Source organism: Pseudonocardia sp. DSM 110487 (assembly GCF_019468565.1).
In the GTDB taxonomy this organism is placed as follows: domain Bacteria; phylum Actinomycetota; class Actinomycetes; order Mycobacteriales; family Pseudonocardiaceae; genus Pseudonocardia.
On record NZ_CP080521.1, the window covers coordinates 5700440 to 5724627 of the forward strand.

Genomic DNA, 24188 nt, shown 5'->3' on the forward strand with positions numbered 1-24188 from the left:
CTTTCAGCTCCCGCGGTAGGTCGAGTAGGCGTACGGGGACAGCAGCAGCGGCACATGATGATGCTGTCCCGGGTCGGTGACGGTGAAGGTGACCACCACCTCGGGGTAGAAACCCTTCTGCCCGTTCGCCGCGAAGTACTCCCCCGTGGCGAACGTGAGGCGGTAGTCGCCAGCAGGGAGCTCGGCGGCGAGCTCCCGGACGCGCCCGTCGGCGTCGGTGACGGCGGAGGCGAGCTCGTGGCCGTCCGTGGTCGCGAGCCGGACGGCGACACCGGTGGCCGGCGTTCCGCGGGACGCGTCGAGGACATGCGTCGAAAGTGTCATGCGGCATCCTCCGCGAACAGGCGCGCGATGCGCAGCCGGTTGATCGCCGCCAGCTCGGCGAGCGCCACGGCCCGCTCGGTGGCGGGGTCGTTGCCGAGGCGGGCGCGCAGGATGTCGAGCATCTCCTGCGCGCTGCGGCCGGTGGCGCACACCAGGTAGACGTGCCCGAAGCGCTCCTCGTACGCGCGGTTGCCGTCGGCGAGCGCGGCCAGCAGGGCCGCGTCGGCACCGGCCACGCCGCTCTGCTCGCGCCGCGACGCGCCACCCGCGTTCCGGTCGCCGATCCGCGGGTGGCCGGCCATCGCCTCGTCCAGGTCGGCGTCGGTGAGCGCGACCTCGGCCGTGGCCTGCAGCGACGCCACGTCGGGATACGGCCGGCTCGCCACCACCTCCCGCGCCCAGCGGGGCGCGGCGCACACCAGGCGCAGCTCCCGCTCCGCGTCGGCGGCGTCGAGGGCGTTCCACTCGTCGAGCTTCATCCGCCGAACGCCCTCGTGCGCGCGGTGGCGATCGGGTTGGCGTTCGCAACGAGGTTGGCGAAGCGGTGGTTGGCCACCTTCGCGATCTCGATCAGCGCCGCGGCGTGCTCCTGGGCCGGGGAGTTCGCCAGCCGCTGCCGGCCCTCGGCGAGCACCCGCTCCCGGGAGCCCGAGTCGCGCACGCACACGATCAGAGGGAACCCGAACCGCTCCCGGTACGCCGCGGTCAGCTCCGCGAACTCGGCGTGGTCCTCGTCGGCGAGGCGGGTGAGGCCTGCGCTCGCCTGGTCACGGGCGGAGTCCTCGCCCTCCTCGCCGTCGGCCACCCGGTCGGCCCCCAGGTCCGGATAGGCGGCCATCAGGGCGCTCTGCTCCTGCGCCGGCGCGGAGAAGAGCGCCTCCTGGAACGCGGCGCGCAGGTTCGACGTGTCGACGAAGGGCCGCCGGTCGTAGGCGCGGCCCACGATGTCCGAGCTGCCCTGGAACAGGCGCCCGAACGTGGCCACGAACTCGTCGCGGCTCATCCGGTTGACCTGCTCGAGCCGCACGGCCCCTGCGCCGGGCGCGCCCGCCACGGCCGGCCCGCGGCCGCGGCCGACGTGGTGGAACGCCACGTTGAGCACGATCGCGGTGAGGCTGCCCAGCGTGATGCCGGAGCCGAACACGATCTGCGCCCAGCCGGGCACCGCGGTCGCCACGTCCGGTTGGGCGGTGACGAGCATGGCGAGCCCGACGCTCGTGCCGACGATCACGACGTTGCGGTGGTCGTGGAAGTCGACGCGGGCGAGCGTCTGGATGCCGACCACCGCCACCGTCGCGAACATCGCCAGCGCCGCCCCGCCCAGCACCGGGTGCGGGATGCCGGCGACGACGGCCCCGGCCTTCGGCAGCAGCCCGAGGGCGATCATGAACCCGCCGGCCGCGACCACCACCCAGCGACTCTTGACCTGGGTCAGCCGCACGAGGCCGACGTTCTCGGCGAAGCAGGTGTACGGGAAGGAGTTGAGGACGCCGCCGATCGTCGTGGCGAGGCCGTCGGCGCGCAGGGCGCGGGTGACGTCCTCGCGCCCGACGCGCTTGTCGACGATCTCGCCGGTGGCGAACACGTCCCCGGTGGTCTCCACCGCGGTGATGAGCATGACCACGATCATGGACACGATCGCGGCGAAGCTGAACTGAGGCCACCCGAAATGGAACGGGGTGGTAACACCGAGCCAGGCCGAATCGCCGACCGCGTCGAAGTGCGCGTCGCCGAGGAGCCACGCCACGACCGTGCCGAGCACCAGCCCGATGAGCACGGCGACCGTGGCCATGAACCCGCGGAAGAGCCGCTGGATCGCGACGATCACGGCGAGCGTCCCGAGGGCGTAGGCGAGGTACCGCGGGTTGCCCGGCTGCGGGTCGGACCCGCCGCCGACGGCGTCCAGCGCGGCCACCGGCAGCAGCGCCAGGCCGATGATCAGGATGACCGACCCGGTGACGACCGGCGGGAAGAATCGGATCAAGCGACCGAAGAACGGCGCGATCAGGAACGTGGCGAGCCCGGCGACGATCACGGCGCCGTAGATCACGAGCAGCCCGTCGGTCCCGCCACCCGCCGCGAGCCCGATCGCGATCATGGGCGACACGGCGGTGAACGTGACGCCCTGCAGCAGCGGCAGCCGCACGCCGATCTTCCAGAACCCGGCGGCCTGGATGATCGAGGCGATCCCGCACGTGAACAGGTCGGCGTTGATCAGGTGGATGAGCTCACGGTCGGACAGGCCGATCGCACCTGCCAGCAGGATCGGCACGATCACCGCGCCGGCGTAGAACGCGAGCACGTGCTGGAACCCGTACACGGCGAGCTTGCCTGCTGGCAGAACTTCGTCGACGGGATGGGTACGTCGCGGCATGGTGCACCTCGCTGTGCGCGGCGGCGGGGACGGGACCACGATCGCCGCCCCGGTGTGGCGGCGGACACCCACGGAACCGACGAAACAGCTCGGCGACCCGGGCCGGCGACTTGTGCGATCCGCCAGCCCCTTTCCCGGTGGTCGAGTAGCGCCGGCCCGCCAGGGCCGGCGCGTATCGAGATCACATGCCGGTCGCGGGGCTCGTGGTCTCGATACGGTCCGGCGCTGGGGCGCCGACCCTACTCGACCACCGAGGAAACCAGGCTGTCGAGATGACGCGCGAGCACCTGGCGCAGCGTCGAGGGGTCCGCGCGGGCCGGGCGCAGCACGCCGTGCACGAGCAGGCCGTCGACCAGCGCGTGCAGCCGGGCCGCCTCCGCATCCACGTCGAGATGCGGCGCCAGCACGCCGGCGTCGGCGAAGCGGCGGACCAGGTTCTCGCAGACCTCGCGCAGCAGGTCCCAGCCCGCGTCCCGGAGCGCCCTGAGCGCGGGGTCGACCATGGCTCGCGCGGTGAAGGCGAGCCAGACCTCCGACTCGGCCCGCCGATCCGCGTCCAGGGGGAGCATCTCCTCGAGGACGCCGATGGCCCGGCGCCGCGGGTCCCCCGTGGCGGGCAGCGCCTCGACCCGGGCGCGGATGCGGTCGGTGACCTGCTGCATCGCGAAGACGTGCAGCTCCGACTGGCTCGGGAAGTAGTGGCGCAAGGACCCCATCGACAGGCCCGCCTCGCCGGCGACGGCACGGACCGAGGCGCCCTCCAGGCCGTCGCGGCGCACGACGCGCCAGACCGCCTCGGCGACGTCGGTTCGACGGGTGGACGGCTCCACGATGCGCGGCACGACCCTTTCTAGCACAGCCGTGCTATCGTCTCGGAACTAGCACGACTGTGCTACTACCGACAGGGGGAGCAATGCCGGACGCCGTGGCGCGCCGGGCGGGACGCGTGATCGTCACCGTGCTGGCGGCCGTACTCACACTGGCCGGGATCGCCGCGCTCGGCGCGCACGCCGCGCAGGAGGCGGAGGGCGGCTATTTCAGCACCTCGACCGCGACGTTCTCGACCCCGACGTCGGCCCTGGTGACCGACGAGATCCTCGTGGAGGCGGGACGGCCGGGCGACTCCCCGACCGACGTCGGAGACCTGGGCGAGGTGCGCATCCGGGCCACGCCGACCGAGCTGGGGAGGGCGCTGTTCGTCGGCATCGGGCCGAAGGCCGAGGTCGAGGCCTACCTGCGAGGTGTGGCGCACGACCGGATGGCGGGCTTCCAGCTCGACCCGTTCACCGTGCGGTTCGACCGCGCGCCGGGCGGGCCGGGTCCCGTACCGGCTGCGCAGCCGTTCTGGGTGGCCACCACGAGCGGCGACGGAACCCAGGCACTGCATTGGAGCAAGGAGCGCGGGGCGTGGTCGGCGGTCGTCATGAACGCCGACGGCAGCCCCGGCGTCGAGGTCAGTGCCGACGTCGGCCTACGGTTCGGCATCCTGGCGCCGCTCGGCGTCGCGCTGCTGGCAGCGGGGCTGCTGGCAGCAGGTACCGCGGTGCTGCGCCGCTGGTCCGCGGCCACATCGCTCCCCTAACCTGGCGTGATCAAGTGGCAGGGGGGCACGTGAGCGACGAGCAGGCCGCGTCACCGGGCTATGCCTGGGCACAGCTGGGGCGCGCGCTGCGGCGCGCGACGGACGACGAACGGACGCACGCGAAGGTCGCGCAGTGGGAGGCCGTCCTTCGGGGCATGAGCGACGGCACTCTGTGCATCGGTTCCCGCGCCCCGATCGCGGACACTCCCGTGTGGGTCACGCCGGAGGTGGTGGACGGCGGGTTCGCGACCGGCCGGCTGCTCGCCGAGGCACCGCTACGGGACGACGAGGCGGCCCGGGTCGCGGCGCTGCCCGCGGACGCGCCGGGGCGCACCCACCGCGAGCGGCTCAACCTCTGGCACCTGGGCGACAGCGGCCACGCCGAGCTGATGGCCGCGCTCAACGCCGGTGAGTACGACATCGAGCTCCCGGAGGACGCCGCGCTGCCGGTGGTCGCCCTGCTGCTCGACGCCGGGCACGACGAGGCCGCCCTCGACCTCGTGGCCGAGCTGTGGCCGCACATGCACCGGCTGCGCATGACCCCGCGCTGGCAGGCCGGGTCCTCAATGATGGCGGGCAACGCCCAGATCCTGATGGCGTCCTCAAGCGCGGCTGTGAGCTCAGTGGGATCCGGCCCATCGCCGCCGATGCTCATCGGGGTCCTCCTGTCCTGAGCCACGTACCGCCGCCGCGCCAGTGTGGCTCACCGGGGTGGCTGGGTGTCGTGAATCGACGACGTTCTGGGAGCTGCTTTGCGGGTGCCCCGCTCGGCCGCGAACTGCGCGCGAAGCTGCGCACGACGGGCCTCGCTCGTCGCCGGGACGAACTCGTCCTGCCGAGGTGCGCTGGGCTGGCTCCTTGACGCCTCGCGCGGGCGGCGGAGGAGGTAGTTCCCCGGCACGCCGACGAGCGCCGCAGGCAGCTCGTGAAGTCGTCCTCGCCAGGGGCGCAGGCGTGCGCCCAAGACCCGCAGCGGGTCCCGGGCACCGCGCAGGAGATCGCCGCAGTGCTGATCCGGCCGGTCGGGGTGGTGATGCATCGCCCACTCCAGCGCGCGTGGGCATGCTTCGGCGTCCCACCACGAACGGAGCAGAGCCCGGGTGCGCCACAACGGCACCCCGGAGAGCTACGCCTCGCCCACCTCGGCCGGCCCCCCACCCGGACCGGCCGTCGGCGATGGCGGCGCTCCGGGAAGCGGTCGCGCCCGGCCCGGATCGCTGACGGCGCTCACGACGACCCCCGCGCGAAGCGTGCGCGCCGCCTCACTCCGACGAGCTGGACCAGCGCATACGTGCCGAACAGCACCCCCGGCCCGACGAGGTACCACGGGAACATCTGCCCGTCATCGAAAGAGCCACGAGGCCCACCGGAAAGATGGTTCACCTGTGCGTCCCACCAGGCGAGCGTCACGATGGCCGACATGACGAAGCCAATGAGCGCGAGCACGCCCCACATCCGGCCCAGCCGCTTCGCCAACTCGGCGTGTGTCATGCCGCCACCCACCCCGCTTCCCTCGTCGTGGTCGGCGCCCGGCGACGCCTCGGCGCGAGCTTAGTGATCACCATGATGATCATTGCGTACGGCAGCCCACACCGCCGGCCTACGTCGCCGAGCCTGCCATCAGCGCGCTGATCTTCCCGGGGTGGCTACCGGCTCCGGCTCGCTGCCAGTGGCAGTCGTGCGCCGACGACGTCACCGCGGAGGCCGGCGGCATGAAGCTGGGCCGCGCGGTCGCCCGAGTCGAGCTGGATTGAGCTCCCTACGAGCATCGCGACGTAGCCGCGCTGCCGCAGGCCGATGTGCCAGCCCTCCGGGGCGTCGTGGAGGTCGCCGTCGTAGAAGACTCCGCCGGGTTCGCGGATCTGTAGCAGCCGCCCGCTGCGGGACTGCTGGACCTGCCAGTGGGGCAGCAGCGGGAGCGCCGAGAGATCGGCGAACTCGATCCCGGTGACAAGGGCGAAGCCCCACCGCAGGAGCGACGAGACGATGAGGTCGACCGGTTCGGCGCGGGGATGCTCATCGTGGGTGTGCACGCTGACGGACGGCACCATGACCAGGATGGCCAGCGGAGGCTGTCCCAGTGCCCCGCCCACCGGGCTCCCTCGTGCGACTCGAGAACGTGGGCGCCGTCGTCGGCGCGCTGTGGGCGGTCCGGGTGCCCGCGCAGATCGCCGCCATGCAGGAGACCCTGCGCGTGTGGCACCCGCTCTACGACCGCCTGGTCGCCCTGTGGTGCGAGACGGTCGAGGGGGACCTGCCCGCGCTCGACTCCGGCGCGATCACCGGTGGCCGGCCGTGCCGGATCCAGCCAGCGGGCTGGCGCGAGCGGCGGAAGCGGTGGCTGGCCGACTACCGCGCCGCGAGCACCGAGCATCACCTGTCCGGCGCCCACCGGCGGCCGCGGAGCAACTTCTTCCGGCTGCGGAATGCGGTGGAGCGATGCGGCGCCGACGGGCGAGCCCTGACGCGCGGCGACGAGAGCCGGATCCGCTTCACCCTCGCCGCCACGATCACGGCGCACGGCGCGCCGGGAACCGAGCGGCGCGCGGCCTTCCGCGCGATGCAGGCCGCCGACGCCGCCCACCCCACGCACGCCGAGCTGGCCCGGGTGCTCGCACGGCGCCTCGACCGGTACCCGCGGGACGGCGGGATCCCGGCGCTCGAACCGGTCGTCGGCGACGTCGCCCGGGACGAGGCGACGGACGCCCCGGAGGGGCATCCGATACCGGCGCCACTGGTCGCGAAGGTGGCACGGGCGCTCGAGGGCACGGTCGAGGAGCTGGTGGAGCGTGATCTCATCACCTCGGGTGAGGTGCTGGCCACGCTCGTACCGCAGATGACGGCGGGACTCGCGGCGGCGAGCTTCGCCGATGCGCGCCTCGGCACGCTCTACGCCCAGTGCTACGCGGCGTTCCGGCGCCGCCGCAGCCTCATGCTGCTCAACCTGGAACACCAGATCCGCTTCGAGGAGCTGCCGTGGATCGCGGCGCTCGAGCCGCTGCGCACCCGGCAGCCCGACACGGCCGCCCCCGCCCGGGAGGCCCTGCGCCGCACCACGCTCCTCGCGCTGCACGCCTTCCCGCAGGCGATCCTGCCCAACCCGCTCGTGCGGGAGCTGGGCACGCTCGCGAACCGGGCCCAGCTCCCGATGCCACTGGTCGAGGAGGTGGCGGCCGATATCACCCACGTTCTCGACGAGGGCCGGCTCGGCCGGGACGGGCCAGGGCGCCGGTTCCTCGGCTGGTCGGTCGGGCCGCACTGGTTCCTGCGCGCCTGACCCGGTCAGCGGACGATGCCCGCCGGCAACGGCTCAAGCACCAGGTCCTCGAACTTGCGGCGCACGGTCTCCATCCGCCACTTGTTGCTGAACACCGCGAGCAGGGCGCCGTCGGCGCGGCGGGTGAGGACCTCGACCTCGCTCTGTCCCTTGAGGAGCTCGGCGCCTGCCTCGTCGGTGCGGCGGGTGACCGTGTAGCCGAGGTGCTCCAGGGTGACGGGCGCGCGGAACTCCGACTCCAGCCGCGAGGTGACCACCTCGAACTGCAGCGGCCCGACCGCGGCGAGCACCGGGGCCTGGTCGCCGCGCAGGTCCGAGACGAGCACCTGGATGACGCCCTCGCTGTCGAGCTGCTCGATCCCGCGGCGGAACTGCTTGAAGGCGCCGGAGTCGGCGCCGCGCACCACGGCGAAGTGCTCTGGCGCGAAGCTCGGGATCGCAGGGAAGTGCACCGGGTCGGTGGAGTAGAGGGTGTCACCCGGCCGCAGGGCGCCCGCGTTGACGAGGCCAACGATGTCGCCGGGGAACGCCTCCTCCACGGTGGTGCGCTGCTGGCCGAACACCGCCTGCGCGTACTTGGTGGCGAACGGCCTGCCGGTGGCGGCGTGCGTGAGCACCATGCCGCGCTCGAACCGGCCCGAGCACATCCGCACGAACGCCATCCGGTCGCGATGGGCGCGGTCCATGCCTGCCTGCACCTTGAACACCAGGCCGGAGGCCGGGGCCTCCAGCGGGCGCGGGTTGCCGTCGGCGTCCTCGCGCGGCTCGGGGGCGGGCGCGAGGTCGACCAGCGCGTCGAGCAGGCGGGCGACGCCGACGCCCGTGAGCGCGGCGCCGAAGAGAACGGGCGTGGCGATGCCGGCGAGGAAGTCCTTCTCCTCGAACCCGGCACCGATCTCGGCGAGCAGCGCGATCTCGTCCTGCGCCGCCGACCAGAACTCCGGCTCCGCCGCGGCGATCTCCGCCTCGGGCACCGGCTCGGCCTCGGCCCGGGTGGCCCCGCCCGCGGTGCGGGAGAACCGGGTGAACTCCCCCGTCGCGACCTCGACCAGCCCGCGCAGCTCACCTGCGATGCCCACCGGCCACGTGAGCGGCATCGGGCGCAGCCCGATCGTCTGCTCCACCTCGTCGAGCAGCTCGAGGGCCTCCCGGCCGGGCCGGTCCCACTTGTTGACGAACGTGAGAACCGGGATCCCCCGCGAGCGGCAGACGTCGAACAGCTTGAGCGTCTGCGGCTCGAGCCCCTTCGCGGCGTCGAGCAGCATCACCGCGGCGTCGACGGCGGCGAGCACCCGGTAGGTGTCCTCGGAGAAGTCGCCGTGGCCTGGGGTGTCGAGCAGGTTGATCACGCAGTCGCGGTAGCCGAACTGCAGCACAGCGGACGTGATGGAGATGCCGCGCTTGCGCTCCATCTCCATCCAGTCCGACGTGACGCCGCGGCGGCCGGCCTTGCCGTGGACGGCGCCCGCCGTGTCGATCACCTCGGCGTACAGCGCGAGCGCCTCGGTGAGGGTGGACTTGCCCGCGTCCGGGTGGCTGATCACGGCGAACGTGCGGCGCCGTCGCGCCTCGGCCGGCACCCGGGCCGGCTCAGCAAGGACCTCTGACATCAGGCCTCCAGCCTAATCCGCCCGCCGTTCGCGCTCGCGGTCAGTGCGACGCGCGCCGCAGCAAGGCCGGAGCCGCGAGCGCGGCGGCCAGCGCCAACGCTGCGCCCACCCAGGCAGCCAGCTGCATCCCCGCGACGAACGCTTCGGTGGCCACAGCCATCAGCTCGGCCCCGGCTGCCGCGGGCAGCCCGGCCGCGGCGTCGTATGCGCCCGCCAACGTGTCGGCGGCAGCGGCCGCTTCCTCCGACGACAGCTGGACCGGCAGGCCGCCCCCCATCGCGCCGCGATAGACCGCAACGCCGACGCTGCCCAGCAGCGCGATGCCGAGCGCATTGCCCAGCTCGTTGCCGGTCTCCGAGACCGCGGACGCGGCGCCCGCCCGCTCCGGCGGCGCGGAGCCGATGATCAGGTCGACGCTCAGCGTGGACGCCGGTGCCGCGCCGATCCCGAGCACCGTCAGGCCCGTGACGACGAGTGCCAGGTCCGGCTCGCTGCCGACCTGCGCGAGCACGAGCAGCCCGACGGCCGCGACGGCCAGGCCGCCGCTCACCACCCGGGGCGCGGGGATGCGCCGCACCAGCACCGGGGCCAGCAGTGACCCGGCGATGATCCCGGCCGTCGGCGGGATCGTCCACAGGCCGGCTTCGAGGGGGCTCATCCCGAGCACGAGCTGCAGGTACTGGGCGACGAACAGGAAGATGCCCGCCAGCACCACGCCGATCAGGATGTTGATCATCGCCGAGGTGCGGAACGGCACCGAGCGGAACAGCCCCACGTCGAGCAACGGGTGTGCGATCCGGCGCTGCCTGCGGACGAACACCACGCCGACGGCGGCGCCCACGAGGAGTGCGGCGAGCGCCGTCGGGTCGGCGCCGGCCTCGGCGACCCGCTTCACGCCGTAGATCAGCGCCAGCAGGGCGAGCACCGACAGCGCGGCGCCCGGCAGGTCGAACGGTCCCGGCGCGGGGTCGCGGACCTCGGGCAACAGCCGCGGCCCCACGATCAGCAGGGCCACCATCACCGGGAGGTTCAGCAGGAACACCGAGCCCCACCAGAAGTGCTGCAGCAGCACACCGGCGACGAGCGGGCCGACCACGGTGCCGGCCGAGAAGCTGGTGACCCACAGCCCGATCGCGAACCGGCGCTGCGCCTCGTCGACGAACAGGTTGCGCAGCAGCGCCAGTGTGGACGGCATCAGGGTAGCGCCCGCGATCCCCAGCAGCGCCCTGGCGAGGATCAGCAGCTCGGCGGTCGGGGCGAACGCCGCGAGCAGGCTGGCCAGCCCGAACGCGGTGGCCCCCGCGAGCAGGAGCCGTCTGCGGCCGATGCGATCGCCGAGGGTGCCCATCGTGACGAGCGATCCGGCGATGAGGAAGCCGTAGACGTCGGTGATCCACAGCAGCTGCGTGCCGCTGGGGTGCAGCGCCTCGCTCAGCGCGGGCGTCGCGAGGATGAGGACGACCAGGTCCATCGAGATGATCAGCGTGGGCAGCACGAGCGCGCCGAGTGCGGTCCACTCGCGGCGCCCGGCGCGGACGGGGTCGGTCGCGGTCATCGACAAACTCCTTTCGTTCCATGCCGGAACGTAACAGAAGGTTAGGCTGGACGCCATGCCCACCGGCCGCCCACGGAACCCCCAGATCGACGCCGCCGTGCTCGAGGCGACGCTCGCCGTGCTCGACGAGGCCGGCTACGGGCGCCTCACCATCGAGGAGGTGGCGCGGCGGGCCGAGGCCACCAAGCCGGCGATCTACCGGCGCTGGCCCACCCGCCAGCACCTCGCCCTGGCCGCGCTCGCGTCCCGGCTCGGCGACTCACCGGCGCCGGACACCGGGTGCACGCTGTGCGACCTCGACGAGGGGATCCGCGTCTTCCTCGTGGCCTTCCGGCGCATCCGGCCGGGCGTGCTCGCTGCGCTCTTCGCCGACTGCGCCGCGGTCCCCGAGCTGCGCGTCGCGTTCCTCGCCACCCTCTTCGACCCGCCGCGCGCCGCCGTCGGGCAGATGCTGGAGCGCGCGGTAGCGCGCGGCGACCTCCGCGCAGATATCGACCGCGGCCTCGTGCTCGACATGCTCTCGTCCGTCGTCCACTACCGCGCCCTCTTCGGGCACGCCACGACCACCGACCACGAAGTCCAGCAGGCGGTGGAGGCGCTGCTGTCCGGGATCGCCGTCGACTACCCGCGACTGGTCGCCCACAGCCGGGCGCTCACCGAAACCCACCACGCCCACGCGTGACGGGGGCTCACCCGCCGACGCCGGCATCGGTTCGTCGCCGCGTGCGCAGCGGCAGCCAGTCCAGGACGTCCTGGATCCGAGCGTCCCAGTAGGCCCAGTCGTGGGCGCCCGGTGAGAACTCGGAGCGCAGCGGCACCCCGGCGCCCGCGCAGGTGTCCCGGAACGCCTCGTTCTCGCCGAGCAGCGGATCCTCGGTGCCGCAGCACAGGTACAGCGGGGGCAGCGCGGCCGGGTCGGCCGCCCGCAGCAGCGTGTGGAGGTCGTGCGGACTCCCGGCGACGTCCTCGTCGCCGAACACGCGCTCGAACAGGCGCGGGTCCTCGGGGCGCGGCCTGCGGCGCGCCGCGAGGTCGAGCGCGCCGGACAGGCCGGCCGCCGCCGCGAACCGCTCCGGGTGCCGCAGCGCCCAGCGGAACGCGCCGTAGCCGCCCATCGACAGACCGGCCACGAACGTGTCCTCGCGCAGGGGCGAAACCCGGAAGAAGTCCCCGACCAGCGCGGGCAGCTCCTCGGACAGGAAGGTCCAGTAGCGGCCGCCGTAGGCCTGGTCGGCGTAGAAGCTGCGGTGCACCTGCGGCATCACCACCGCGAGGCCGAGCGGCGCGACGTAGCGCTCGATCGACGTACGCCGGACCCAGATCGTGTCGTCGTCGGAGAGGCCGTGCAACAGGTAGAGCACGGGCGGCGGCCCGTCGTCCCCACCGCCCGCCATGCCGATCTGGGTCGTGGTCCGCTGCGGCAGCAGCACGGTCATCGACGTGGAGAGGCCCAGCACGTCGGAGAAGAAGTCGCATCGCAGGTGTGCCACATCGGTGATCCTGCCGGTCGCGGCTCCGGCCAGCACTTGACAGCGCTTACCGCGACTGTTGCGATCTAGCCCACTCACGGACGGGTGACCAGGGGGCGGTCGCGACCACCCCCTCGACGCGCAAGGAGGCGCGGTGGCCGACCAGAGCCGTACATCACTTCCGAGCAAGTACCTGCCACCGGTCGAGTTCAGGGACCTGCCGGAACCGGTGCCGCTGCGGAAGGTCTCCGGGGCGAGCGTCATCATCCTGGCCACCGCCATCGGGTCCGGGGAGATCGTCCTCTGGCCCTACATCACCACGCAGGTCGGCTTCATCTTCATGTGGGCCGCGGTCGTCGGGTTCGCGATCCAGTTCTTCCTCAACATGGAGATCGAGCGCTACACGCTCGCCACCGGGGAGACCGCGATCACCGGCTTCGCCCGGTTCTGGAAGCCGTGGTGGTGGCTGTTCATCATCTTCGCGCTCTGCCAGAACTTCTGGCCCGGCTGGGCGACCGGCGCATCCACCGCGCTGACATTCGTGCTCGGAATGGGCGAGGGCGCACCGATCGTTCCGATCACCATCGCGGCGCTCGTTGCCATCGGCATCACGCTCACCCTCTCCCCCGTTGTCTACCAGACGGTCGAGAAGATCCAGTTCGTGCTGGTCGCACTGATCATGCTCTTCGTCATCGTCGCGATCCCGGTGGCCACGACGGGCGAGGCCTGGGGCGCGCTCTTCACCGACGGCGTCGGCTTCCCGGTCGGGCAGGCCGGGCTGGACATCGCGCTGCTCCTCGGCGCGCTGGCATTCGCCGGCGCGGGCGGTGCGAACAACCTCGTGCAGAGCAACTACATCCGGGACAAGGGCATGGGGATGGGCAAGCACATGCCCAAGATCGTCTCCCCCATCACAGGGCACGAGGAGGCGAAGCCCTCACTCGGGTACATGTTCCCGACCGACGCCGAGAACATGCGGCGGTGGCGCGGCTGGTGGAGGGTCGCCAACTGGGAGCAGTTCATCACCTTCTTCCTCGTCGGGCTCCTGTCGCTCGTCATCATGGCGGTGCTGGCGTACTCGACGCTTCCGGTCGGCCAGGTGACGGAGCAGAACCTCGCCTTCCTGCGTCTCGAGGGACAGGCCCTCCAGGAGACCGTGGCACCGTGGTTCGGCACCGCCTTCTGGTTCACCGCGGTCATCACCCTGTTCTCGACCAACCTCGGGATCCTCGACTACACCAGCCGCCTGATCGCCGACCAGCTCAAGATCAACGCGCTGAAGGACAGCACGGTCTGGACCGAGAGCAGGATCTACGCCACCACCGTCTGGCTGATGATCATCGTGGGCTCGGTGATCCTGCTCTCGGGTGTCAGCCAGCCCTTCCTGCTGCTCGTGATCTCGTCCTCGATCGCGGGCGTGCAGATGTTCATCTACTCCGCACTGCTGATCCAGCTCAACCGCAAGGCGTTGCCGAAGGAACTGCAGATCGGAGGCGTGCGGCTGGCGGTGCTGGCCGTCTCGTTCCTCTTCTTCGGGTTCCTGTCGGTGCTACTCGTCCTCGACAGCCTCGGCGTCAGCATCGGATGATCCGTGCTCAAACGGCTGTGGCTGCGCATTGTGGTGGCGCTCGCGATCTGGATGGTGCTGCTCGCCCTCATGTGGGCGGTCGGCATCATCGGTTGATCTCGTGAGCGGTTGATCTCGCGGCGGTCGATCTCACGTGTCAGGTCTGGCGCACCTGCGTCGGTGTGCAACCGAAGCGCGCACGGAACGCGCGGGTGAAATGTGCCTGCGAAGCGAACGCCCAGCGGCTGGCGATGTCGGCGATGCGGTGCTCCGCCATGTGGGGAGACGTGAGATCGGCCCGGGCGCCGTCGAGCCGCCGGTCGTGGACGTACTGCGACACCGTCGTGCCCTCGGCCGCGAAGGCCCGGTTGAGATGGCGGGAGGTCACCCCCACGGCGCGGGCGACCTGCTCCGTGCACAGTGAAGGGTCGGTCAGATGCTCCGCCACGAACATCTTGGCCGCCATCAGCCGACTGGTGCTCACGACGGTCCCGCTCCCCGTCGTCATCATCTGCAGGAGGTCGAGTATCTGGTCGGACATGCCCTCCGAGTAGGTGGCCACATCCTCCACCGTCCGTGACAACGTGGTGCGCAACGTCCGCGCCACCAGCGCGGCAGACCCCGGACCGGAACCGGCGATCCGCAGCGGCCGCCCGAGATCGACCCGGCCGCACCGCTCCACCCACAGCGCCCGCGGAACGTCGAGCAGCAACTGACGCATCCCGGACCCGAAGCCGAACAGGTAGGGCTGGTCGGTGTCGTAGACCACGACGTCGCCCGCGACGAGCGGCACGCACTCCCCGGCCTGGTAGAAGAACGCATCTCCTTCGAGAAGCAGCGAGGCGAAGGTGGCGTCCTTGGGGAACTGCCGGACCGTCGTGGGCGCCCGCTCGATCACGTGGGCGTTGCCCGCGATGTCGGCCAACCGGTACCCGCCCAGATCGAGGTTGAGCTCCTTCGCGACCAAGCCCTCCGGAGCGTAGGTCGAGCAGGTGAGACCCACGAGAGCGTCGGCGTTGTGCTGCTCCCAGAAGGCCACCCTGTCCGCTGGCTCGACCACCGAGGTGGACGCCGACGACACCACCACGGGTAGGGGCACGACACCTCCATTGGCCGTTCTCGCGCCCGGCGACCCTACCCGACGCCGCTTCGCCCCGGGAGGGTTTCAGGTGGTCAGATAGCCTCCGTCGACGGGCAGCACCACCCCGGTCACGTAGGACGCCGCGGGAGAAGCCAGGAACACCACGACCTCGGCGACGTCGTCGGGGCTGCCCCAGCGACCGAACGGCATCCGGCCGAGGATCGTCGCGCTCGCGGTGGCGTCGGCCTGCAGGCCCTGCGACAGCGGGGTGTCGATCCAGCCGGGAGCCACCGAGTTGACCCGGATCCCTTCTTTTGCGTACTCGGCGGCCAGCGACCTGGTCAGCTGTACGACGCCGCCCTTGCTGGCGCTGTACGCCGGCCGGTCAGCGGCTCCGAAGAAGCTGTACATGGACGCCGTCGTCACGATGCTGCCGCCGGTCCGGGCGAGCAAGGGGCGCGCGGCCTCGGCGGCGCGCATCGTGGCTACGAGGTTGACCGCGATGACTCCGGCGAAGTCGTCGAGGTCGTACTCACTACGGTCCCGGCTGATTCCGGCGCAGCAGAACAGCACGTCGAGCGCGGGCAGGACGGCGATCGCCGCGCGGAACGCCGCATCGTCGGTCACGTCGACCTCGGTGACCGTCACGCCCTCGTGATGCGGAGCATGCGGGCCGTCCGCGGCCAGACCCAGCGCGTGCACGGTCGCGCCGAGCCGGGCGAATCGCACCGCGGCCGCAGCTCCGATTCCGGACGTGCCACCCGTGACCACCACGGTCTTGCCTGCAAACAGGCCCGGCTGCCAGCTCAACATGCCTCCCCGCCGCAGCGCACAAGCGTCTTGACCCCGCGGCCGCCTTCGGTCGCCATCCGCAACAGCGCCGCCGGGGCGTCGGCCAGCGCCACCACATCCGTGACGAGTGCGCCCAGATCGAGCCGGCCTCCCGCCAGCAGTCCGATCAGCTCGTCGTGGCAGTCCCGGTAACCGACGCTGGTCGAGATCCGCAGCTCGGCGTTGACCATGTCCAGCGCCGGCACGCACAACCGGTCGGCCAGGCCGAGCAGCATCAGCTCACCGCCAGGCCTCAGGCAGGCCAGCGCCTGGTCGAACGCGGCCTGGGCCCCGACGACCTCGAAGGCCACGTGCACGCCGCCGGACAGCCTGCGGACCGTGGACACCACGTCCTCGTCCGGACCGAGCACCGTGGATGCGCCGAACCGGACGGCGAGCTCCCGACGCGCCGGCACCGGATCGATGCCGACCACGAGCTCCACACCGGCTTCCCGCAGCATCGCGCACACGAGGATCCCCACCGGACCCAGCCCCACCACGAGCGCCGACGACCCCGCGTCGACGGTCGAGCGCCGCACCGCGTGAAGCGCCACTGCCGCGGGCTCCAGCACCGCGGCGGCGGCGAGATCCGTGCCGTCCGGCAGGGGATGCACCATGTAGGCGGGCACCAGGACGTACTCCGCGAGCCCTCCGTCGCCCATCAGACCCGCGAAACCGAAGCCGTCGCACACCTCGTAGCGGCCCTCCCCGCACGCGACGCACCTCCCGCACCTGTAGTTGGGCTCCACGGCCACCGGGGTACCAACCGCGACATCCGCGGCCGCGCCGACCGCGACAACCGTGCCCGAGAACTCGTGGCCCAGTGTCAACGGCGCCACTGCTCCCGAGATCGGGTGCGGCCGCGAGACCGGGATCCCGTGCGGGCCGTCCTTCACCTCGTGCAGATCGCTCCCGCACACCCCGCAGTAGGCGACGGCCACCAGTACCTCATCGGGGGCCGGCGACGGGAGCTCGACGGTCTCCAGCCGGACATCACCCGGACCGTGCCATCGCACGGCCCGAGTCCGCGACGGGCGGCTCACGCGGTCGCACCCCGCCGCGCACGCCGTTCCAGCACCGCCGGTGCCGTTTCCACCAGCAGGAGGCTGAGCAGCACGACGACGACCGCAGCGCCGGACGAGACGAGCATCGAGGCACCGAGCCCGAAGCTGTCGGACAGGACTCCCGCGAGCGACGGCGCCACGAAGCCTCCGACGATCTCACCGGTGCCCATGATCAGGCCGAGCGCCGTGGCCATGACCCCGCGCGGAACCGTCTCCGCGGGAATGGTGGCCATGAACAGCGTGAAGCAGCCCAGGCCGGTGTAGGTGACGACGAGCGCGGCGAACAACAGCGCCGGTGAGGCGATAGCGATGATCGCCAGCGGCGACAGTGCGGCCAGCAGCGAGAACACGATCATCGCGGATCTGCGGCCGATCCGGTCCGAGATGCCGGGAACCAGCGCACCCCACAAGACCCACGCGACGCCGACGCCGCTCAGCACGAAGCCGAGCTCACCGGGCCCGAAGCCCTTCACCTCCGCGAGGTAGAGCGGCGTGAACGTCTGCGTCGTCGTGAACCACGTCAGGTAGAACACGGCGATGATCAGACACACCAGCACGTTCCGGCTGCGCAGCGCCGCCAGGCGGCCACCGGCCACCCGGATGTCCGGCACGTCGGCGTCCATCGCGGCGGTTGCCGGATGGCGCAGCCGCAGGTCGCGCACGAGCCTGAGCACGAGTACCGCCATGATCAGCCCGGGGATCACGGTGGCGTAGAACGCGGTCCGCCAGCCGAACGACTCCGCGAGCCACACCGTCACGATCGGCCCGACGATCCCGCCGAGCAGTCCCGCGGACGACCCCTGCAGGAGGCCCATGTTCAGGCCGCGCCGATGCGGGGTCGACGAATGCAGCATCATCGGCTGCGACAGCGGCAGCACGGCGCCCTCGGCCGCCCCCATCAACGCGCGGAACAGCAACAGGCTCGCGAGGCCGCCCACGATTCCCGACAGCGCCGAGAAGAGCGTGAACATCACGATGGCCCCGAGCAGCAATGGCTTGCGCCGGTCGATCCGGTCCGACAGGAACCCGATCGAGATGCCCGCGATGGCCCAGGTGAGGGCCGGGACACCGCCGAGCAGGCCGACCTGGGCGTTGTTCAGCCCGAGCTCGTCCTTGAAGAACGGGGTCAGGAAGTTCAGCGCGAGCCGGTCGAAGAACACGAATCCGAAGGTGCTGAACAGCACCGCCAGCAGGACGTTCTCGTAGTGGCCGCCACGCGGCGGCGGCTGATAGTCCGCGGTGTCCGTCGTCCCCTTCTGCATGGCGATCACCGGCTCCTCGGCCGTCATCGGATGAGCCCGTCGATGTAGTCGGCGCCGATGCCCACCTCGTCGTAGTGCTCGCGGCACAGTGCGAGGTAGTCGTGCACGTCGAAGTAGCCGTTGCCGTTCCCGTCCTCGTCCAGCCAGACCAGCGGGCCCTTCACGACGAAGAAGCAGCGCATCGGCTCCTCCGACTCGTACGCGACGAGCGTGTGGCCCTCTCCCGGGGTCTCGTAGACGAACGAGCCCGCCGTGGCGGTCCAGGGCTGCTCGAGGTAGCCCCAGTTGCCGCTGATCGTGTAGGCGAACACCTCGTGCGGGTGGTAGTGCCGGTTCACCAGGCCGGCCGAGCGGGCCCACAGCACGTCCGCCCACCGGTTGTCCCGGGGCGAGATCCACAACGGCCGGGAGCCGACGGTCGGGCTCAACGGCGCGTAGTAGCGCTCGTCGTCGACGGGGGCGAACTGGTGGAAGACCTCCGGCTGCGCGTCCGGCTTCAGCGCGTTCGCGATCGGCTTCAGGTCACGCCAGAACTCGGTGCCCGGTTCGTTCGGCATGTGCTCGACTCCTTCGGTGAGCTGGGCGGCGGTCGGCATCCCACGCGGAGTCAAGCCGAGGGCCGAACCGCTCGTCTTCCTCGCACCGGACACGCCCTTTGCCTAATCCGGACGCTCTCAGCGTCGGTTCAGCGATCCGGTCGCAGTGTGGGTGTCGCCCACCGCACTGCGACCGGAAGGACCCATGCCGACCCTGCAGGCCCGCTTCGACCCGCGGCGCAACGGCTTCGACGCGCTGCGGGTGCTGTTCGCCGTGCTCGTGGCGCTCGGCCACGGCATCTCCGCCCACGCCGGTGCGCAGCCGCGGATCGGTCAGTCGGGGATCGGCGACTTCGCCGTCGACGGGTTCTTCGTCCTCAGCGGATTCCTGGTCACGCGCAGCTGGTTGCGGCTGGAGTCGTTCCCGCGCTTCGCATGGCACCGGTTCCTGCGGATCATGCCCGGCTTCTGGGTGTGCCTCGTCGTGGTCGCGTTCGTCGCGGCGCCGGTCGCGGCCGTGCTGCAGGGCATGTCACCGCTGCAGGCATTCACCGGAACGCCGTCGGCGTGGAACTTCGTGTTCCAGAACGCCGGCCTGCTGATCGTCCACTTCGACATCGCCGGCATCCTCGCCGACCTGCCGAAGGAGAACAGCTTCAACGGGGCGTTGTGGACGCTCGTGTTCGAGGCGTTCTGCTACGCGATCGTCGGTGTGCTCGGCGCGCTCGGGCTGCTGCGCCGCAGGCCGGCGCTCGTGCCGGTGGCCGCCGCCGTGCTCCTCGCGCTCACGGCGATGCAGGAGGCCGGGCTCCCGGTACTGCTCAACGACCGGGTGATCCGGCTCGTCCTGATGTTCCTGCTGGGTGCCGCCGCGTACCTGTACGCCGACCGCATCCCGCTGCGCGGCGACCTGGCGGCAGGCGCGGTGGGCCTGTTCCTGGTGAGCCTGGCGCTGTTCGACGACTACCGGGTGCTGGGCGCGGTGCCGTTCGGCTACCTCTGCCTGTGGCTCGGCACGCGCTTCGCGTGGCGGATGCGCGCGGACCTGTCGTACGGCATCTACATCTACCACTGGCCACTGCAGCAGATCCTGGTGCTGACCGCGCTGGGCACCGCTCCCGCGGCGGTGTTCGTGCCGGCCTCGATCGCGCTCGCGCTGCTGCCCGCAGCGGCGTCCTGGTATCTGGTGGAGCGACCGGCCCTGCGCCACAAGGACAGCCCGCTGCCCGACCGCCTCGCCGAGCACCTCGTGACGGCGCTCGCACCCACCCCGGACCGCCTCCGGCGGTCGTGAGTGGATACGCGCGCTATGGCTCGCGTATCCACTCACGACCCCGGAGGGGCGTCAGCGGCCCGCGCCGGCGTCCACCCAGGTGCCGCCGCGGCGCTCGATCTCGGGCAGCGCCGCCTTCGCCTCGGCCACGAGCTCGGAGACGAACACGAGCACGACGTCCGGCTCGGCCGCGACGAGCTCCTCCGGCGGGATGATCGGGATGTCGGTACCGGGCATGCGCCGCTCCTGCTTGCCCGGCGAGGCGTCGGCGACACCGCGCAGGAGGCCCGCGTCGAGGTCGGCGAGGCGTAGCAGCGACACCGCACGTGAAGCCGCCGCGTACCCGTACACCCGCCGCCCCGCTGCCCGCTGCGCGACGAGCATCTCCCGCAGCGACCCGGCCGTGCGCCGCACCGAGTGCTGCAGGCCACCCACCTTGCCGGGCCGCAGCATGCCCGCGGCGAGCTCGGGCGCGACCACGGCGTCGACCGCGGCCGTGTCCACGGCTGGCGACTCGGACGTGCGGCCGGCCACCAGCGCGATCGTGCCCCCGTAGAGGGGGAACCGGCGGGCGGAGGTGACGGTGAACCCGGCCCGCCCCAGCATCCCGATCATGGCGGGGGTGGAGTAGTAGGCGTAGTGGCCCAGCCGCAGCGCGTTCCACTGCGCGCCGGCCACGATCGCGTGCAGCGAGTGGAACTGCACCACGAGACGGCCGCCCGGCCGCACCGCCGCGGTGCGCTCCAGCAGGGCCGTGTCCTGGTCACGCTCGTGCATCACCCCGAAGCAGCCGTCGATCACCAGGTCGGCGCCGGTGAATTCGCCGCCCTCGCGGGGCACCGCGGTGAAACCGTGCCCGGCCAGCAGGTCCAGCCACGTGCCGCCGTGCGGGCTGGGGAACTCGGCGGCGGTGCCGCCGTCCGGGAGTGCGCCCGCCGCCACGAGCTCGCGCACGGCGTCACCCCGCTGGGCGGTGAGCGCCGCGGGCTCGGCGCCCGCAACCTCCTCCGGAACGTCGGCGTCGTCGGCCAGCTGGGCCAGCCCGCAGCCCGCGCACAGCCACATCCGCAGCGGGAACAGCTCGTCGGGGCCGGGATCGTCGATCTTCGGGAACAGTTCGGACGAGGGCTGCTCGCCGAGGTCGAGGACGATGTCTCCGTCGGTGCGGTGGCAGGAACGGCAGGCAGGGCTGGCGATCACCATCGGTCTCCCGGATCGGTCCGGCGCGGAAAAGGCACGGCTGTAAGGTCGGCCCGAAGGCCGGGGACGTCACCCAGGCACTTCGAACCGTGTCACGAACAACGCCGGTGGAGGCAGCATGCACGTCCGCGAGACCGGGATCGCCGGCCTCCTGGTGTTCGAGCCGTCGCCGCACCGCGACGAACGCGGCTGGTTCAGCCGCACCTTCGACGCCGACGTGGCGCGAGGCGCTGGCGTGGACCCGCACGCGTTCCTGCAGGACTCCCAGTCGCGCACGGTACGCGCCGGGCTGCGCGGGCTCCACGGCCGGGTCGGGCGCGGCGAGGCGAAACTGGTGCGCTGCGCGCGGGGCGCCATCTTCGACGTCGTCGTGGACGCGCGGGCCGACTCACCGACGCTGGGCCGCGTCGAGTCGTTCCGGCTCGACGACGAGAACATGACGAGCATCTACATCCCGCGCGGCTGCCTGCACGGCTTCCAGGCGCTCACCGAGGCCGACACCTGCTACCGCATCGACGCCCCACACGACCCCGCCGAGGACGTCACCGTCCGCTACGACGACCCGGACCTCGCGATCGACTGGCCGCTGCCGGTGTCGGTGATGAGCGAGAAGGACAAGGCCGGGCGCTCGTGGACCGACCTCACCCGGATGCTGGACGCCGCGGTCGGACGCTGACCGTGCGCGCCGCGGCGGGCCGCCCCGCGAGGTGGCGGTGGGCGGCGGCGTCCCTGTTCGTGGTCGTCGGCGCCCTCGCGGTCCTCGTGTTCCACGGGATCGTCTGGCCCAACCGCATCTTCGCCGCCGGGTACGAGGTGAAGGGTGTCGACGTCGCCCACTACCAGGGCGAGATCGACTGGGAGAAGCTCGCGAGCCAGAGCATCGACTTCGCGTGGATCAAGGCGACCGAGGGCTCGTCCACGTCGATCCGCGGTTCACGGAGAACTGGCGGCGCGCGGGAGAGGCCGGGCTGCTCGTCGGCGCGTACCACTTCATGAACTTCGAGAGTTCCGGCAGCACCCAGGCCGAGCAGCTCGCCACGCACGTGCCGGCCACGCCCGGAACCCTCCCGCCGGTCATCGACCTCGAGTTCTACGGGTCTCACGTCGCCGATCCACCGGCGCCGGAGCAGGTCCGCGGCATCCTCGACGACCTCGATGCCGGCATCGCGAGGCACTACGGCACGAGCCCCGTCCTCTACGTCACCGGGGAGGCGTACGACCGCTACGTCGCGGGGCGGTATCCCCAGCTGAAGATCTGGATCCGGTCGATCGCCCTGCCGCCGAGCCTGTCGGACGGGCGCGACTGGACGTTCTGGCAGTACTCCCCTCGCGACCGGCTCGACGGGTACGACGGCATCGAGCCCTACATCGACATGAACGCCTTCGCGGGCACCCGCGCGGAACTGGAGTCGATGACGCTTCGCTAGTGGTCTCGACTAGTCCTACAGCCGGATTTGTGATCATGGCTGTTCGGCGCTGCTGCTGGGTCCCGTTCGGTGGTGGCCGCGCCCATGATCCGAGATATCGGGTCGCTATGGCTGTGGCGATAACCATGAGCACCCGCTACTTGTGATCTTCGCGTCCATGATCTGAAGTTTCGGGTGCTCATGGTCGTGAGAGCAGCCATAGGCACCCGATAGTTCGGATCTTGCCCGCCGCCGGTCCGGGCGCCTGGCGGTCGGGGTGCGATCGGGTCGGTCCATCGGGGTCGGTCTGGTCGGGCATCTGCCGGTGGGCGCGCCGTTCCCGGCCGTGGCCGCCCGGCGCCCGCCTCGTGGTCCGGGCTTCGCGTGGGTGTCCGCCGGCTGCCTCGCACTCCTTCGCTTTGCGGGTGGCTGGGTTGGGTGCACTACCGATTAGTGGGGTTGTGTGGGCGGCCGTCCCCGACGCGGGCACAGGCCCGTTTCGACGAGACCGTCCTGCCGGGTGCCACGCGACTGGCTGTGGTCCCGACCCTCCACACCCCTGCCCCTCCCCTGGATGATCACGGCCAGACCACCCCACGGACAGGGCCCCACGCACAGATCCATGATCAGCAGGAATGGGACACCAACTGCAGGGGTCTCTCCCCGGTCAGAACACACCGGCTGCCGGGGTGCAGCCCAGGTCCCGATTTCGCTGATCACACCCCAGATTCCAGGGGTGGCCAGGGGGCGAGGACGGGACCACAGCCAGATGCGTTGCACCCAAATCGCGGTGGTCTCGTCGAGGACGGGCGTGCCCCCGCGTCGGGGACGGCCGCCCACACAACCCCACTAATCGGTAGTGCACCCAACCCGGCCACCCGCAAGGCGAAGGGAGTTGAGGTGAACCGGTGAGAACACGCCGGCAGCCCTCGGCTGGTGGGTGAGGCCAGGGGGCTATCCGGTGCCGGGTACGGCGCGCCCATGAAAGCGTCCGGCACCCGGCCGCACCCCCAGGGGAGGCGTTCCGCGGAACGCACCCGCGACCCAGGCGCTGATCAGCGGCTCGGCGCGAAACCCGACACCTCGCGTCGGGAAAGGCGCCAAGCCTGATGATCACAGACTCGCCGACCGGCCCGACCCGGACCGTGTGTGGCCCGGCGCGCTCGTTCTCAGGCGGCGCGCCCGGTCGACGGGGTGTCTGACCTGCGACGGGCTGCGTCGACCGACACGGGTTGCGCCGGCAGCTCCGCCGTACCGAGATGCGGCTCGAGCCCTGCGATCAGAGGAATGATCACGAAGTCCGGCTGCAGTACTAGGCCGTGCCCTGTAGGCCAGTGCGCAGCCACAACACGATTGAGGCGATGATGATCTCGGCGCGGTAGTAGGCGGCGCGTTTGGCGTAGCGGGTGGCCAGGTCCCGGAACTTCTTGAGCCGGTCGGGCCTTGACACGGGGTCATGGCACGGTCAGATCCAGCAGTACGGCAACGGTCCGCAGTTGCTCCCTTCCTGGCGTGAACGGCTCTCTGCCATCGCCGAATATCAGCGATTTCGCGGCTCGAGCGACGTCGAAGACGGTGAGGGTTCCCGGGACCGACTCGAGTGTGTCCGGGCCGGCGAGCCGCTGGTACTCGGTCGCCAACCGGATGCGTTGGACGGTCCCTGTGACCCTCGGGGCGGCTTCGTGCACGGTGCCCACGAGGCTGCCCCGCACAACCGCGCGGCCGGGCTCCGGCGGCGGGCCGTTGCGCACGCACCATTGCGCGGATACCGCGCGTC

24 protein-coding genes and 1 pseudogene are annotated in these 24188 nt (G+C 71.6%); 8 read left to right on the plus strand and 17 right to left on the minus strand.

Features of this window, described 5'->3' with window-relative positions:
• Positions 1-3: 3 nt before the first annotated feature.
• From uraH to K1T35_RS26580, 4 genes are all read right to left on the minus strand, one after another.
• Positions 4-324, minus strand: coding sequence for a hydroxyisourate hydrolase (gene uraH / locus K1T35_RS26565; protein WP_220254543.1), 321 nt, complete (start codon positions 322-324; stop codon positions 4-6).
• Complete coding sequence (gene uraD, locus K1T35_RS26570) at positions 321-803, minus strand: 2-oxo-4-hydroxy-4-carboxy-5-ureidoimidazoline decarboxylase (RefSeq protein WP_220254544.1); 483 nt, start codon at positions 801-803, stop codon at positions 321-323. The genes uraH and uraD (K1T35_RS26570) overlap by 4 nt, the downstream gene beginning before the upstream one ends.
• Entirely contained in the window at positions 800-2698 is a 1899-nt protein-coding gene (gene uraD, locus K1T35_RS26575) for a 2-oxo-4-hydroxy-4-carboxy-5-ureidoimidazoline decarboxylase (protein ID WP_220254545.1), read from the minus strand. Before uraD (K1T35_RS26575) ends, uraD (K1T35_RS26570) begins: the two co-directional genes overlap by 4 nt.
• Before the next feature lie 239 nt (positions 2699-2937).
• Positions 2938-3540 (minus strand): TetR/AcrR family transcriptional regulator, encoded by a 603-nt coding sequence (locus tag K1T35_RS26580; RefSeq protein ID WP_220254546.1) that lies wholly within the window; start codon positions 3538-3540, stop codon positions 2938-2940.
• A 71-nt stretch (positions 3541-3611) separates the two neighbouring features.
• Here K1T35_RS26580 and K1T35_RS26585 point away from each other — a divergent pair, with 71 nt between their 5' ends.
• Both K1T35_RS26585 and K1T35_RS26590 read left to right on the plus strand, forming a co-directional pair.
• The gene (locus K1T35_RS26585) at positions 3612-4280 is read left to right on the plus strand and encodes a hypothetical protein (protein WP_220254547.1); all 669 of its coding nucleotides are present in this window, start codon (positions 3612-3614) and stop codon (positions 4278-4280) included.
• Between the two features lie 29 nt (positions 4281-4309).
• Positions 4310-4954, plus strand: a complete 645-nt coding sequence (locus K1T35_RS26590) for a hypothetical protein (RefSeq protein ID WP_220254548.1) — start codon at positions 4310-4312, stop codon at positions 4952-4954.
• A gap of 553 nt (positions 4955-5507) precedes the next feature.
• Here K1T35_RS26590 and K1T35_RS26595 read toward each other — a convergent pair.
• Together K1T35_RS26595 and K1T35_RS26600 are read right to left on the minus strand one after the other, a co-directional pair.
• Positions 5508-5771, minus strand: a complete 264-nt coding sequence (locus K1T35_RS26595; RefSeq protein WP_220254549.1) for a hypothetical protein — start codon at positions 5769-5771, stop codon at positions 5508-5510.
• 155 nt (positions 5772-5926) lie between these two features.
• Positions 5927-6373: a hypothetical protein gene (locus K1T35_RS26600; protein ID WP_220254550.1), complete on the minus strand. Its 447-nt coding sequence runs from the start codon at positions 6371-6373 to the stop codon at positions 5927-5929.
• Here K1T35_RS26600 and K1T35_RS26605 point away from each other — a divergent pair.
• On the plus strand, positions 6361-7557 hold the full coding sequence (locus tag K1T35_RS26605) for a hypothetical protein (protein WP_220254551.1): 1197 nt from the start codon (positions 6361-6363) through the stop codon (positions 7555-7557). The genes K1T35_RS26600 and K1T35_RS26605 overlap by 13 nt on opposite strands.
• 5 nt (positions 7558-7562) lie before the next feature.
• Here the strand turns inward: K1T35_RS26605 and K1T35_RS26610 are convergent, their stop codons facing one another.
• On the minus strand, positions 7563-9167 hold the full coding sequence (locus K1T35_RS26610) for a peptide chain release factor 3 (protein ID WP_220254552.1): 1605 nt from the start codon (positions 9165-9167) through the stop codon (positions 7563-7565).
• 40 nt (positions 9168-9207) lie between these two features.
• Positions 9208-10779, minus strand: coding sequence for an MFS transporter (locus tag K1T35_RS26615; protein WP_370645142.1), 1572 nt, complete (start codon positions 10777-10779; stop codon positions 9208-9210).
• Between K1T35_RS26615 and K1T35_RS26620 the strand changes: the two genes are divergently transcribed.
• On the plus strand, positions 10778-11404 hold the full coding sequence (locus tag K1T35_RS26620) for a TetR/AcrR family transcriptional regulator (RefSeq protein ID WP_220254554.1): 627 nt from the start codon (positions 10778-10780) through the stop codon (positions 11402-11404). The genes K1T35_RS26615 and K1T35_RS26620 overlap by 2 nt on opposite strands.
• A 7-nt stretch (positions 11405-11411) precedes the next feature.
• Here the strand turns inward: K1T35_RS26620 and K1T35_RS26625 are convergent, their stop codons facing one another.
• On the minus strand, positions 11412-12212 hold the full coding sequence (locus K1T35_RS26625; RefSeq protein ID WP_220254555.1) for an alpha/beta hydrolase family protein: 801 nt from the start codon (positions 12210-12212) through the stop codon (positions 11412-11414).
• Positions 12213-12345: 133 nt separating this feature from the next.
• On the opposite strand from K1T35_RS26625, the gene K1T35_RS26630 reads away from it, so the two are divergent.
• Positions 12346-13779, plus strand: a complete 1434-nt coding sequence (locus K1T35_RS26630) for an Nramp family divalent metal transporter (RefSeq protein ID WP_220254556.1) — start codon at positions 12346-12348, stop codon at positions 13777-13779.
• Positions 13780-13915: 136 nt separating this feature from the next.
• Here K1T35_RS26630 and K1T35_RS26635 read toward each other — a convergent pair whose 3' ends face one another.
• The 5 genes from K1T35_RS26635 to K1T35_RS26655 all read right to left on the minus strand — a co-directional run bounded on the left by K1T35_RS26635 (position 13916) and on the right by K1T35_RS26655 (position 18553).
• Positions 13916-14857, minus strand: coding sequence for a helix-turn-helix domain-containing protein (locus K1T35_RS26635; RefSeq protein ID WP_220254557.1), 942 nt, complete (start codon positions 14855-14857; stop codon positions 13916-13918).
• A gap of 66 nt (positions 14858-14923) precedes the next feature.
• Positions 14924-15652, minus strand: a complete 729-nt coding sequence (locus K1T35_RS26640; RefSeq protein ID WP_220254558.1) for an SDR family NAD(P)-dependent oxidoreductase — start codon at positions 15650-15652, stop codon at positions 14924-14926.
• A complete protein-coding gene (locus K1T35_RS26645) occupies positions 15646-16686 on the minus strand; it encodes an alcohol dehydrogenase catalytic domain-containing protein (protein ID WP_220254559.1) in 1041 nt (346 codons plus the stop codon). Before K1T35_RS26645 ends, K1T35_RS26640 begins: the two co-directional genes overlap by 7 nt.
• Before the next feature lie 23 nt (positions 16687-16709).
• Positions 16710-18023 (minus strand): MFS transporter, encoded by a 1314-nt coding sequence (locus K1T35_RS26650; protein WP_255620760.1) that lies wholly within the window; start codon positions 18021-18023, stop codon positions 16710-16712.
• Positions 18020-18553, minus strand: a complete 534-nt coding sequence (locus K1T35_RS26655) for a 2,4'-dihydroxyacetophenone dioxygenase family protein (RefSeq protein WP_220254560.1) — start codon at positions 18551-18553, stop codon at positions 18020-18022. Before K1T35_RS26655 ends, K1T35_RS26650 begins: the two co-directional genes overlap by 4 nt.
• A gap of 184 nt (positions 18554-18737) precedes the next feature.
• On the opposite strand from K1T35_RS26655, the gene K1T35_RS26660 reads away from it, so the two are divergent.
• Positions 18738-19826 carry an acyltransferase gene (locus tag K1T35_RS26660; RefSeq protein ID WP_220254561.1) on the plus strand — a complete coding sequence of 363 codons (1089 nt, stop codon included), beginning with the start codon at positions 18738-18740 and terminating at the stop codon, positions 19824-19826.
• Between the two features lie 51 nt (positions 19827-19877).
• On the opposite strand, the gene K1T35_RS26665 is transcribed toward K1T35_RS26660, so the two are convergent.
• On the minus strand, positions 19878-21008 hold the full coding sequence (locus tag K1T35_RS26665) for a class I SAM-dependent methyltransferase (protein WP_220254562.1): 1131 nt from the start codon (positions 21006-21008) through the stop codon (positions 19878-19880).
• 115 nt (positions 21009-21123) lie between these two features.
• Between K1T35_RS26665 and K1T35_RS26670 the strand changes: the two genes are divergently transcribed.
• Positions 21124-21681, plus strand: a complete 558-nt coding sequence (locus tag K1T35_RS26670; RefSeq protein WP_220254563.1) for a dTDP-4-dehydrorhamnose 3,5-epimerase family protein — start codon at positions 21124-21126, stop codon at positions 21679-21681.
• 137 nt (positions 21682-21818) lie between these two features.
• A pseudogene (locus K1T35_RS26680) lies at positions 21819-22432 on the plus strand (GH25 family lysozyme).
• Between the two features lie 1291 nt (positions 22433-23723).
• On the opposite strand, the gene K1T35_RS26685 reads toward K1T35_RS26680, so the two are convergent.
• Positions 23724-23861 carry a hypothetical protein gene (locus K1T35_RS26685; protein ID WP_220254566.1) on the minus strand — a complete coding sequence of 46 codons (138 nt, stop codon included), beginning with the start codon at positions 23859-23861 and terminating at the stop codon, positions 23724-23726.
• A gap of 4 nt (positions 23862-23865) precedes the next feature.
• Positions 23866-24108 carry a hypothetical protein gene (locus K1T35_RS26690; RefSeq protein WP_220254567.1) on the minus strand — a complete coding sequence of 81 codons (243 nt, stop codon included), beginning with the start codon at positions 24106-24108 and terminating at the stop codon, positions 23866-23868.
• Positions 24109-24188 lie beyond the last annotated feature (80 nt).

What these genes read in the sequence shown, in the direction of transcription:
- K1T35_RS26610 (WP_220254552.1), bottom strand. Translation starts at nt 9,167, where the DNA reads ATGTCAGAGGTCCTTGCTGAGCCGGCCCGGGTGCCGGCCGAGGCGCGA.
- K1T35_RS26615 (WP_370645142.1), bottom strand. Translation starts at nt 10,779, where the DNA reads ATGGCGTCCAGCCTAACCTTCTGTTACGTTCCGGCATGGAACGAAAGG.
- K1T35_RS26665 (WP_220254562.1), bottom strand. Translation starts at nt 21,008, where the DNA reads ATGGTGATCGCCAGCCCTGCCTGCCGTTCCTGCCACCGCACCGACGGA.
- K1T35_RS26640 (WP_220254558.1), bottom strand. Translation starts at nt 15,652, where the DNA reads ATGTTGAGCTGGCAGCCGGGCCTGTTTGCAGGCAAGACCGTGGTGGTC.
- uraD (WP_220254544.1), bottom strand. Translation starts at nt 803, where the DNA reads ATGAAGCTCGACGAGTGGAACGCCCTCGACGCCGCCGACGCGGAGCGG.
- K1T35_RS26670 (WP_220254563.1), top strand. Translation starts at nt 21,124, where the DNA reads ATGCACGTCCGCGAGACCGGGATCGCCGGCCTCCTGGTGTTCGAGCCG.
- K1T35_RS26620 (WP_220254554.1), top strand. Translation starts at nt 10,778, where the DNA reads ATGCCCACCGGCCGCCCACGGAACCCCCAGATCGACGCCGCCGTGCTC.
- K1T35_RS26650 (WP_255620760.1), bottom strand. Translation starts at nt 18,023, where the DNA reads ATGACGGCCGAGGAGCCGGTGATCGCCATGCAGAAGGGGACGACGGAC.
- K1T35_RS26585 (WP_220254547.1), top strand. Translation starts at nt 3,612, where the DNA reads ATGCCGGACGCCGTGGCGCGCCGGGCGGGACGCGTGATCGTCACCGTG.
- uraH (WP_220254543.1), bottom strand. Translation starts at nt 324, where the DNA reads ATGACACTTTCGACGCATGTCCTCGACGCGTCCCGCGGAACGCCGGCC.
- uraD (WP_220254545.1), bottom strand. Translation starts at nt 2,698, where the DNA reads ATGCCGCGACGTACCCATCCCGTCGACGAAGTTCTGCCAGCAGGCAAG.
- K1T35_RS26660 (WP_220254561.1), top strand. Translation starts at nt 18,738, where the DNA reads ATGCCGACCCTGCAGGCCCGCTTCGACCCGCGGCGCAACGGCTTCGAC.
- K1T35_RS26595 (WP_220254549.1), bottom strand. Translation starts at nt 5,771, where the DNA reads ATGACACACGCCGAGTTGGCGAAGCGGCTGGGCCGGATGTGGGGCGTG.
- K1T35_RS26655 (WP_220254560.1), bottom strand. Translation starts at nt 18,553, where the DNA reads ATGCCGAACGAACCGGGCACCGAGTTCTGGCGTGACCTGAAGCCGATC.